Annotated in this window: 10 protein-coding genes; 5 read left to right on the forward strand and 5 right to left on the reverse strand. The window is 58.2% G+C overall.

The genetic code is table 11. From position 1 onward, the window contains the following. Positions 1-171 precede the first annotated feature (171 nt). Genes pcaC through pcaG form a run of 3 tightly spaced genes read left to right on the forward strand, consistent with a single transcriptional unit; the run spans position 172 to position 1,884 of the window. On the forward strand, positions 172-555 hold the full coding sequence (gene pcaC / locus TR61_RS09395) for a 4-carboxymuconolactone decarboxylase (RefSeq protein WP_050929728.1): 384 nt from the start codon (positions 172-174) through the stop codon (positions 553-555). Then, positions 552-1,280: a protocatechuate 3,4-dioxygenase subunit beta gene (gene pcaH, locus TR61_RS09400; RefSeq protein WP_050929729.1), complete on the forward strand. Its 729-nt coding sequence runs from the start codon at positions 552-554 to the stop codon at positions 1,278-1,280. The genes pcaC and pcaH overlap by 4 nt, the downstream gene beginning before the upstream one ends. A gap of 4 nt (positions 1,281-1,284) precedes the next feature. Then, positions 1,285-1,884: a protocatechuate 3,4-dioxygenase subunit alpha gene (gene pcaG / locus TR61_RS09405; protein ID WP_050929730.1), complete on the forward strand. Its 600-nt coding sequence runs from the start codon at positions 1,285-1,287 to the stop codon at positions 1,882-1,884. A 183-nt stretch (positions 1,885-2,067) separates the two neighbouring features. On the opposite strand, the gene TR61_RS09410 is transcribed toward pcaG, so the two are convergent. The 3 genes from TR61_RS09410 to TR61_RS09420 form a co-directional block, all read right to left on the reverse strand. Beyond that, on the reverse strand, positions 2,068-4,725 hold the full coding sequence (locus TR61_RS09410; RefSeq protein ID WP_050929731.1) for a TRAP transporter large permease: 2,658 nt from the start codon (positions 4,723-4,725) through the stop codon (positions 2,068-2,070). 13 nt (positions 4,726-4,738) lie between these two features. Next, a complete protein-coding gene (locus TR61_RS09415; protein ID WP_050929733.1) occupies positions 4,739-5,737 on the reverse strand; it encodes a TRAP transporter small permease subunit in 999 nt (332 codons plus the stop codon). 116 nt (positions 5,738-5,853) lie between these two features. Then, a complete protein-coding gene (locus tag TR61_RS09420; RefSeq protein ID WP_050929734.1) occupies positions 5,854-6,942 on the reverse strand; it encodes a TRAP transporter substrate-binding protein in 1,089 nt (362 codons plus the stop codon). Positions 6,943-7,291: 349 nt separating this feature from the next. Between TR61_RS09420 and TR61_RS09425 the strand changes: the two genes are divergently transcribed. Then, complete coding sequence (locus TR61_RS09425) at positions 7,292-8,251, forward strand: Gfo/Idh/MocA family protein (protein WP_050929736.1); 960 nt, start codon at positions 7,292-7,294, stop codon at positions 8,249-8,251. A gap of 82 nt (positions 8,252-8,333) precedes the next feature. Here the strand turns inward: TR61_RS09425 and kce are convergent, their stop codons facing one another. Together kce and TR61_RS09435 are read right to left on the reverse strand one after the other, a co-directional pair. After that, the gene (gene kce / locus TR61_RS09430) at positions 8,334-9,266 is read right to left on the reverse strand and encodes a 3,5-dioxohexanoate:acetyl-CoA acetone transferase (RefSeq protein WP_050929737.1); all 933 of its coding nucleotides are present in this window, start codon (positions 9,264-9,266) and stop codon (positions 8,334-8,336) included. A 29-nt stretch (positions 9,267-9,295) separates the two neighbouring features. Continuing rightward, positions 9,296-10,096, reverse strand: coding sequence for an SDR family oxidoreductase (locus tag TR61_RS09435; protein WP_245626857.1), 801 nt, complete (start codon positions 10,094-10,096; stop codon positions 9,296-9,298). Between the two features lie 454 nt (positions 10,097-10,550). Between TR61_RS09435 and TR61_RS09440 the strand changes: the two genes are divergently transcribed. Next, entirely contained in the window at positions 10,551-11,276 is a 726-nt protein-coding gene (locus TR61_RS09440) for a L,D-transpeptidase family protein (RefSeq protein ID WP_050929740.1), read from the forward strand. Positions 11,277-11,305: the final 29 nt, after the last annotated feature.

Consider the following 11,305-nt stretch of genomic DNA (forward strand, 5'->3'; position numbering starts at 1 on the left):
AATCAGATCGGGCTGCTCACGTGACTTCAAGACATCTCCGAACGTGTCGAAAACGAAGGTCTGGATCCGAATACATAACCGATATGGTATGCATGAAGCATAGACTATCAATTTTCTTAAGGACTCTGACATGATTAGTTTCGATCGTTTGGCAAACATCAGGAAAATGCGATGACACGTAATCGGTTTGACATGGGCATGGCGACGCGGCGGTCTGTATTGGGCGACGCTCATGTGGACCGGGCTGAAAAGGCAAAGACGCCTTTCGACACTCCTTTTCAGACCCTGATCACGGAAGCCGCCTGGGGCACCGTCTGGGCCGATGACACAATCACGCGTCGCGAGCGATCCATGCTGACGCTAGCACTTCTGGCGGCGACCGGGAATTTTGAAGAGATCCCCATGCATATCCGCGCAACAGCCAATACCGGCGCGTCCAAGGACGATGTCATGCAGTCTTTCCTGCATGTGGCGATCTACGCAGGCGTCCCCAAGGCCAACCATGCAATACAGCTTGCCAAGGCGACCTATGCAGAGATGGAGAACGAGACATGACCGGAACAAGTCCACTGATGCCCAGGCAGCGTGACAAACACCCGCAGCCGTTCTGGCCCGATTATAAAACCTCGGTGACGCGCTCTCCTTCTTTGCCGCTGTTGTCCATGGACTCGACCCCCAGCGAAGAAACCGGCCCACCATTTGGGCATTCGCTTCTGGGCCCTCTCGATAACAACCTCATTTTGAATTATTCGCAGGGCAAGGCCTCGGCCGTAGGTGAGCGGATCCGCGTTCATGGCCAGATTCTTGATGAAACCGGCCGCCCGGTTCCGAACACGCTGATCGAAATCTGGCAGGCGAATGCGGGGGGCCGATACAGGCATGTCAAAGACACCTACTTCGCTGCGCTTGATCCGAATTTCGGCGGCTGCGGCCGCACGATCACGGACGAGTACGGCCGGTACGAATTCCTCACCATTCGCCCCGGGGCCTATCCCTGGCCGAACCGGGCCAATGACTGGCGCCCGATGCATATTCACTTTTCCATCTTCGGCCATGCCTTTGGACAGCGCCTGATCAGCCAGATGTATTTCCAGGGCGATCCGCTTATCGATCTTTGCCCGATCGCTGCGACGATCCGGGACCGCAGCCAGCTTGACCGACTTGTCGCTCCGCTGGACATGCAAAACTCCAGGCCTCACGACTATCTGGCCTACAAGTTTGACATCGTGCTGCGGGGCCGCCGGCAAACCATGTTCGAAAACAAGCCCGAAGGAATGTAGGATCATGACACAATCACTCGGCCTGCTTATCGAAACACCCAGCCAGACCGCTGGGCCATATGTGCATATCGGCTGCATTCCCACCTTCGCCGGGATCGAAGGCGTCTATCCCGAGGATCTGGGCCTGAGCCCGGTCGCAAACGGAGCCAAAGGCGACATCATCACAATCACCGGTTCGATCTATGACGGCACGGGCTGGGCGATGCGCGACGCGATGCTGGAAAGCTGGCAGGCCGATGCCTCTGGCCTCTATCCCGGTCAGGAGGGTGCGGATCCGAATGTCTTGGGCTTTTGTCGTTTTGCTGCGGATAAAGACACTGGCGAATATACACTGAAAACAGTGAAACCCGGCCCGGTTGCCGACCGCAACGGCAACATGATGGCGCCCCATATCTCGATTTGGATCGTGGCGCGGGGCATCAATATCGGTTTGCACACCCGCATCTACTTCGAGGATGAAGACAACCAGAACGACCCTTTGCTGAACCGCATCGAACAAAGGCACCGCGTCGAAACACTGATTGCCAAAAAGTCAGGGGACACTGCATACCGCTTCGATGTCCGGCTTCAGGGCGACGGTGAAACGGTCTTCCTGGATATTTGAGATATCGCTTACCACACCCTGCATCATCTGTGTGGGGGGATCTCCGGATCGCTGCCGACGAAAGTTATTTCATCGGACCTATCGGGAGCCCGCGCGTCAAGGTTACCAGGCCTGTCATCAAAAGACAGGCCTGATGCACCTTCCCTTTCAAAGACCTTGTGCCCAGGATGCGGGCGGCCCCAATCAGAAGAAGAGCGACAAGTCGCGGTGATCTGCGCTGCAGCCGGCAAGGAACAGAGCCTGTTCGCGTGACAGCCGATCTTGCTGGCGCGCGCCGATCGTGTCGGCGGTTGCATCAAGATAGGCCTCAAGCCCCGGACGAAGCTGGCTGTTGGCGGCCTCCCGCCAGGCCGCTTGCTGTTCATAGCTTGCAACCGCGTTCCGCCATTCACCAAGCGCGGCGTCAATATCCCCCCGGCGCAAGACGCGACGCGCCTTGGACAGGTCGGAACTGACTTCATTGGCACCAGCGATCGATCCGAATGCGCTTCCGGCTTCCTTCAGGGCGTCTTCTGCTGCATCAGCATCTGCTGTCTGGATGATATCGCCAAGGGCCAGCAACTGCTGCTCCAACTCTGCAAAAGCGCTGTTGCCGTCAAGGATGGCCAGGAAGTTGATGACCGGCTCAACGGATCCGTCCGCGCTTCTGCGGTAGGTGTTGCGCAGACCCTCTTCCTCGTTTATGAGGGCACTGAAGGTCTTGTAGGCGTCAGCCCAGGTTTCCGGGATTTCACCCTGCAGATGCGCAATCTCTTCTTCGATGGCGGCGATCTTTGCCTCGCCCTCGGCGATCCTGTCGCCGCTTGACGCGGCGTCTAGGAAGCGGATCGACTCATGGATTTCATCCGCCTCGCGCTGCAGACCACGGATTGCGCGTTCGATATCGCGCACCTCAAGAAGCTGCGGGCGATACGCCGGTGCGGCCTGTTCGACGGCGGCATGGGCAACCCAGACCTGATCGATCGTGGTAATCGCGGTTTCCGCGTCGTTGAACGCGCCGCTCAGCTCGGCACTGACGCGCTGCGGCAGGATCGACAGATCCAGATCGCGGGCGCGCTCGATCGCGCTGCTTAGCTCGGCGTTACCGCCTTCGAGCTGTGCGTGCACGTAATCCTCAAGGCAGTATTGCAGCCGCGGGTTACGTGGCGGCGGAGAGCTTTCCGACAACAGCGACACACGGTTCGGCAGATAATTCACCAACTGCGGGTAATAGCCGACGATGGCCAAAGCAGCGAGTTGCAGCGCGATGAAGGCAATCACGCCTTTGTAGATCTGCACCGTCTTGACGATGGCAGGTGCCACCCCGCGCAGATAGAACAACGCAAATCCGAAAGGTGGTGTCAGGAACGAGGTCTGGATGTTCAGACCGATCATCACACCCAGCCACACTGCGGTGATGTTGGCATCAGGTGCCGCCAGAAGAATGGGCGCAACAATCGGGACGACGACCACCGCGATCTCGATGAAATCGAGGAAGAAGCCCAGAATAAAAATTACTGCCATCACGATGATGAACTGGGACCAGAACCCGCCCGGAAGCGCGTTCAGATAATCACGGACCAGTTCTTCGCCACCGAAGGCGCGGAAGGCTGCCGTCAGCATGGCCGCACCCAGCAGAATGATGAACACCAGAGAGGTCGTCTTTGCCGTCTCAAGCATGACTTCCTGCATGGTATTTTCAATCCGCAGAACGCGAAGGCCGGACCAGATGAGCGCGAACACCACCAATCCAACCGCAACGGCCCCGATATAGATACCCGTCATGTCGCCGCCGTTCACGATCAGCGCCTTGATGTTCATTTCATAGGTCGACAGCGCAAAGGCGATCAGACCAAGCCCGACAATGGCGATGATCGCCGGGATATAAATGCCTGGAGTGCCTTTCTCGGGAAGTCTGTAGCCCGCCATGATCAAGGCACCCGCCGCGCCGATGGCACCGGCCTGGTTCACGGTGGCAATACCGCCGATGATCGAACCCAGAACCAGGAAGATCAGCGCCAACGGGGGCACTAGTGTCAGCAGCACCTGGCCCCAGAACTTCGCATCACGCTGCCCCTCGTAAGGAACTGCTGGCGCCAGTTTGGGCCGCAGGATCGCGAAGATCAGGATGAACGCCATGTAGAGCAGCACAAGCACGAGGCCTGGGATGAACGCGCCCAGAAACATCTCGCCCGCGCTGGTGGAGGAGACGTCGAAGGTCGTGGGCATCGACAGCTCGCCCGTGGCTTCCTTGTGGAGAGCCTTTCGCAGCGTTGACGCCTGGTCCGCGGCGGAAGCCAGCTGGTCGGCAAGGATGATCAGCACGATGGAGGGCGGAATGATCTGACCCAGCGTGCCCGAGGCCGCGATCGTCCCCGTCGCCAGGGACTGCGAATAGTTGTTGCGCAACATCGCGGGCAGCGAAATCAGGCCCATCGCAACCACCGTTGCGCCCACGATCCCCGTGGTTGCGGCCAGCAGCGCGCCCACGAACACCACCGAGATACCCAGACCCCCAGGCACCGGGCCGAAAAGCTGCGCCATGGTGACAAGCAGATCCTCGGCGATCTTGGACCGTTGCAGCATGATGCCCATGAAGATGAACAATGGGATCGCGATCAGCGTGTCTCGTTCAACCTCAAGGTATATCCCTCGAAGGTTCGTGACGCCGGCGGTCAGCCATTGTGATGGCCCGCCCGAGTGGAAATAGGCATCCGGGTTCCCCACAAAGACATAGCCGGTCGCAGCGGCGGCAACGATGGTGATGATGGCGGCACCAGGCAGCGCGAAAGCAACGGGATAGCCCGAACCCAGCGCCGTTGCCATGATCACGACCAGGAGGAAGAGAAAGAAAAGTTCCATCAGTCAGAAGTCCTTAGGCAGACGCTGCGCCAGCGTGGTCTTTGTGGCCGGGTTCGTTGCGTGCGTCTGCAACGGCCTCGAAAAGATAGCTTACGAATTGGATCAGCATCGTGATCGCAAATACCGCCAGGAAAGCGGCCATCTGATACTTGATGTACATGCCTGCGGTTCCGGCCTGGCTGACTTCGAAGTTCTTGATCGGAGAGTTGATGATCGCCTGTTGCGATCCCATGCCAATCAGGATGATGCACCAGCAGGTCGTCATACCCAGAAGGATGGTGCCAAACGCGTTGACCCGCCCCTTGGTGGTCTGCCTGAGCCCCGCATAAAGCACATCGACCCGCACATGCCCTTCTTCCAGTAGCGTATAGGCAGAGGCAAACAGGAAAAGCGCCGCATACCAGTACCGCACCAGATCGCCCATCAGCGCCTGTTCGTAGGAAAAGACAAACCGCGAGAAAACGATCAGCAGTTCAGCGGCGACGATAAGCAGTGCAAGCCATTGAAATCCAAGCGTGCGGCTGAACAGGGCAACGATAAAGCCCAGCACCACCAGCGGAACATGCACATAGGGTCCGATGAACTGCGCGCGGAGCAATCCAGAGGCCGTGCTTTCCGAAAAGAACCGACCCAGAAAACCTTCAACCCGCAGAAAGGCGATGGCCATATCTGCAAGGCCCACGAAAAGAACGGCAAAGAAACAGCCCCGGATCAGATAGGCGTTGAAATTGCTGATCTTGCTGGCTTCGTACCGCAAGGCGTTGTCGGGGCGGGAAAAGATCCACCAGATCGACGCGGCGATAGCAACAGCGTAAAGCCCGACCTGCACCCAGACACGGCTGTCACCGGATGACAATCCGGACGCCAGCGTCGGGTGATTGAACCAGGTGATGAGGATGTTGTTGACCATGAAGGCCGCCAGGACCGTGAGCGATGCCCAGCCCAGGAAACGTATCACGGGCGCCGGGCGACCGATCGGATTGATGAAGTCTTCTTCTGATAAGCTAGTCACGCCGCCGCCCCTTGGCTCTTTCTGATCAGGTCTGGTTTCCCCAACCGACCTAATATCTATTCATATGAGAGAAGCCGGCAAAAGACCGGCTTCCCTTTTCTTTTCAAGGTGTTGGATCACACCAAGCCAAGGATCCGGTTGCGCTGGTTCGAGAATTCGATCTCGGCACTTGCGCGCCAGCCGGCGATTTCCTTCAGTTTGGCCTGATAGGCGTCGTTGATCTCGGCCGCGAGGGCCGAGTGGTCGCGTGTTTCTTCGAACACTTCTTCGGCTGCAAAGCCAAACGCGTCCCAGACGTCTTCGTTGAACTGGCGCACCTGAACGCCGTGATCGGTGATCAGACGCTGCAGATACTGACCGTTCAGCGCCGACGCTTCCTCGGGCTGGGCTGCATGCTCTTCGTTACAGCAGGCAACGATAACGGCCTGCTCAAACTCGCTCAGGCTTTCCCACCACGACTTGTTCATGCCGAAGGCCAGACCGCCGCCCGGCTCGTGCATGCCGCCAGTGTAATAATAGGTCGCAGCCTCGTAGAACTTCATGAAGTAGTCGTTGTAAGGACCAACCCACTCGGTCGCTTCAACAGCGCCGGATACCAGGTTTTCATAGATCTGGCTGCCCGGCAGAGACACGGTCGATGCGCCCAGTTTGGACATCACGGTGCCGCCCAGGCCCGGGATCCGCATTTTCAGACCCTGCAGGTCGTCAGGCGAGTTGATTTCCTTGTTGAACCAGCCGCCGGCTTGCGCACCGGTTGCACCGCAGGGGATGTTCTTCAGGCCGAATTCGCCCGCGATCTTGTCCCACAGTTCCTGACCTCCGCCAAACTTGATCCAGGCGTTCCATTCCGGTGTCGTCATTCCGAAGGGAACAGACGTGAAGTAGGCCCATCCGGGGTGCTTGCCGATCCAGTAATAGTCAGCCGCGATATACGCCTGCGAGTTGCCCGCAGCGACTTCGTCAAACACGTCGAAGGCGCCGACACGTTCGCCTGCGGCGAAATACTCCGTCCGCAATGCGCCGTTCGACACGATCGGAATACGCTCTGCCAGACGCTGTGCAGATGTACCAAGGCCTGGGAAATCGCGTGGCCAGGTGGACACGATGGTGATTGTCTTTGCGGATTGCGCATTCACCATAGGTGCTGCCAGAGCGGTTCCTGCGGCACCAAGCGCTCCGGCTTTCAGAAATTTACGACGATCCATACATTCTTCCTCCCGTCGGATTGAGATTATCGTTTTTTACGCCGCGCATTTGCATACTTTGGAAGCAAGTACGCGACACGGACTTCAACACGGTACAAGTAAATTTCTGGAAAGCAATGAATGCGTTGCTGTTAACATGCGCAAAAACGAATGTGGACGGCTTGTTATCACGAACAAGGCAGGATTGCATGTGCAGCAGACACCAACCTACGATACATCGCCAAACAGATCCTCTGAGGCCGCATGATGCAGCCCCAACTGGGAAGCGTGCCGCGGATGCGCATGCAGAGATAGAGGCGATGAAAGTTGAATAAAAACAATAAATTATGAAGCAGAAAAGGTTGGGCAGATGGTCAAAAAAGTATCGATAATCGGTTTGGGAATCATGGGCCGCAGAATGCTTCAGCAGATGCAGACGCACGACGGATTCGAACTGGTAGCGATTTGGGACCCCAGCCAATCGTCCCGTGAATTGGCGCAGAGTATGGCTCGCGAGGTGCCTATCGCCGGCAACGCCGATGACGCGATCGCGGCCGCAGATGTGGTGTACCTGGCCTGCCCGCCGGTGCCACGTCGCGATTATGCGCTGACGGCCGCAAGAGCAGGCAAGGCCGTTTTCCTGGAAAAGCCGTTGGGCGTAAACATTGCCGAAAGCGAGGATCTTGTCGCCCAGTTGGAAGCCACCGGTGTCCCTGCGGCGGTCAATTTCACTCAGGCTGCAGGCGCTGCCATGACAGGTGTCGTCCAATCGGCTCAAACCGGAGAGATGGGCGATCTTTTGGGTGTCGATATTGTCGTGACCTATGCGGCCTGGCCGAGGGAGTGGCAAAAGGCGGCAGATTGGCTCCGGTTCAAAGAGGAAGGCGGCCTGACAAGAGAGGTCATCTCGCATTTCCTGTTTTTCTCGGAACGCGTGCTTGGCCCCCTGCGGGTGGTCTGGGCGCGGCCCACCTACCCGAACGACCCGGCGCTTTGCGAAACCCATATGCTGGCGCGGTTGGAAACCGCAGACGGCCTGCCGGTCAGTATTCTTGCCAGCGTCGGAGGGGCGCAGCCCGACCGGCAGGAACTTACTATAAAAGGCAGCAAGAGCAGCCGCCGTGTATCTGATTTTTACGTCAATGCAATCTCGGACGGTGGTGCTTTTGTCGAAGTTGAAAAACCGGCGGAAGACCCGCGATCGGCAAGCCTGCAAGCGCAATTGGGCGATCTGTTGCTGTGTCTGGACGGCAAGCCCAACCGACTTGCGACACCACGTGAAGCCCTTCGTGTTCAGAAGCTGGTTGAGGAGATGCTTACCGGCAAGTGACGCCCGGGCTTTTGGTGGCGCATGCCATCAGCGAACTGGTTCACTTTGGCACGCCCGTTCCGCTGAATGATCGCCCGCGGCCTTAGAAATTGACGCGATCTCCGCCTTTCAGGCCCAGTATTTCCCGGGCGTCTTCAGGCGTTGCTACCGACAGCCCCATCCCTTCGACCAGCGCGCGCGCTTTTTCGACCTGGCTGGCGTTTGACGGCGCCAATTTGCCACGCGACAGCCAGATACTGTCTTCCAGACCGACGCGGATATTGCCGCCCATCGCCAGCGCCTGTGTTGCGATACGGAATTGATCCTTGCCCGCCCCGAGAACCGACCAGCGGAAATCCGACCCGAACAGCCGGGTGGCCGTACGGTGCATGTGCATCACGTCTTCGGGATGGGTCCCGATCCCCCCTAGGATGCCGAAAACCGACTGCACGAAGAAGGGCGGCTTCACCAGCCCGCGATCGGCAAAATGGGCAAGATTGTACAAATGCGAGATATCATAGCATTCGAACTCGAACCGTGTGCCGTTGCCATAGCAGGTCTCAAGTACGTATTCGATATTCGCAAACGAGTTGCGGAACACTAGGTCTTTGGAGTTTTCAAGATGCTCGCGCTCCCAGTCGTGTTTAAACTCCTTGTACTTGCCCAGCAGCGGGAAGAACGCGAAGTTCATTGATCCCATGTTCAGCGAAGCGATCTCTGGCTGATATTGCGCGGCCGGTGCGGCGCGTTCGGCAACGGTCATGTAAGGCGAGCCGCCCGTCGTGATGTTCACAACAGCGTCCGTCGCCTGTTTGATCCGCGGAAGGAATGACGCAAAGGCCTCGACCGATTGGTCGGGCTTGCCGGTTTCGGGATCGCGGGCGTGCAGGTGCAGGATCGCTGCCCCTGCCTCGGCCGCGCCAATGGCCGCTTCGGCGATTTCATCAGGGGTTATCGGCAGATGCGGCGTCATCGAGGGTGTGTGAATTGCCCCGGTTACGGCGCAGGAAATGATAACTTTGTTCTGTGGCGCCATCTCCGCCTCCTATCTGATCTACAGGGTGTTCAAAGTGCCTCGACATTGCCGTCGACAGGAAAGCTCTGGCCGGACAGGTTCTGCCCGGCTGCGGACACAAGGAAGGCCACCATTTTGGCCACGTCCTCGGGTGGCGTCATTCGCCGCAATGAGATCCGCGAGAGGTACTCTGCCTTCATCTCGTCATGGCTCACATCCATTTGCTGCGCGCGCGCCGCGATCACCCCTTCCATGCGGGGTCCTTCGATGATCCCGGGCAGCACGGCATTGGCGCGGATGTTGTCCGGCCCAAGCTCTTTCGCGAGGCTTTGCGTGAAGCCGATCACACCCCATTTCGCCGAGGCATAGGGCGTTCGGAACGCATAGCCAAAGCGCCCCGCCGCTGACGATATATTGACGATCGATCCGCCACCCGCAGCTTTTATCAAAGGCACGGCATAATGTGTGCAAAGAAACTGCCCGGTCAGGCAAACATCAATACAGCGCCGCCAATCCGCCGGTTCTATGACTTCAACGCCACCTGTGGGACCGGCGATGCCAGCGTTGTTTACCAGCGCATCCAGCTGGCCCATGCGATCAGAGATATTGTCGAAGAACCCAGACACTGCTGCCTGATCGGAAACATCAGCGATTTCTGCAATCTCGGCGCCGGTCTCGGCAGCGGCTGCCGAAAGGCCCTCTGGATCGACATCGCAGATCGCCAGCCGTGCGCCCTGATCGGAAAGCGCGCGCGCGATGCACAGCCCGATACCGCCTCCGGCAGCAGTGATCGCTACCCGTAGACCTGACAATCCTGGCAGGCGCATCTCTGGTTCTGTTGCTTCGGACACGCTATGAAGCCTCGTCTTCGTGAAAAATCTCGGTGATGAAGATTATTTGGCGGAAGTGGATCCAGCACCTTCATTCATGATCACAGCGGGCCGCCAATCAGGTTGTAGAAAAGAGGGCGCAGTCCCTAAGACATCAACGTACGTTCACACCCTGGGATAATGCAAGTGACGAGTACGGCGTCAGACGTGGCCCGAACTGGTGGTGGGGATTGGCTGTTTGGACAATGAGCATCCATCCGGTCGTGGGTTTGACACCGTGCGATGGCCACCAGCAGGTGAACGGAGCCGATCATGTTCGCAATTAACGTCAGACGAGCAAGCGGCGGTGTGTGGAAAACGGATTGCACAGAGTGCTTTTCCCAGCCTTCGCTTTACCCGAAACCGTCATTTGCGGGCCATGGGCCCAGCGCCTAGGATGGTCTTGTGTCGTGGCACCACCAGAAGGGATAACGGGATGATCTTGCGGGAACTGCGTGCGCTTGTTTGTGTACTGACGGCGCTTTTGGCGCTGCTGGTTCAAAATACCAGCGCTGAAGCTCAGTCATTTCAGGAACAACTTGATCAGGCTGGGGTCGCCTATCAGATCCCTCGGGAGGGCAAAGCCATCCTGATCAACATACCCGCCTTTGAATTGATCGCCTTTGAAGAAGGAGAGCCCGTCTTGCGCAGCCGGGTGATCGTCGGCGCACCCTATCACCGCACACCGCGGCTTGAGACGTATGTGACAAGCGTTCGGTTTCGGCCCACCTGGCGGCCAACGCCTTCGATGATCGCCAGCGGTGAATATGCCGATTACGTCAGGCCGCCGGGCGAGCGCAATCCACTGGGCCTTGCCGCAGTGCGGCTTCAGCCGGGGCTTCTGGTTTACCTGCACGATACGAACCGGAGGGAACTTTTCGAAAAGGAATACCGTGCCCTGTCGCATGGTTGCGTTCGGGTGCAGCAATGGGACAGGCTGGTTGCCTTCGTTCTGGGGATAGAGTTGTCGCGCGTGCATGAGCTGGCGAACGGGACGCGCACATTTGATGCGCCAGCCGATCCGATCCCGGTAACGCTGGGGTATTTCACCCGCTTTCCGGACCCGTCCGGACAGGTGCTGGAACATCCCGACATATACGGGCTGAACGACCAGGCCTCCTTATCCGCGTCCAATACTGCCAAGAACTGCGGGACCGGCTGAACGGCACAGACATTCTGCGTTGTTTGACA

Origin of the sequence: Aestuariivita boseongensis, assembly GCF_001262635.1 — a bacterium.
Taxonomy (GTDB): domain Bacteria; phylum Pseudomonadota; class Alphaproteobacteria; order Rhodobacterales; family Rhodobacteraceae; genus Aestuariivita; species Aestuariivita boseongensis.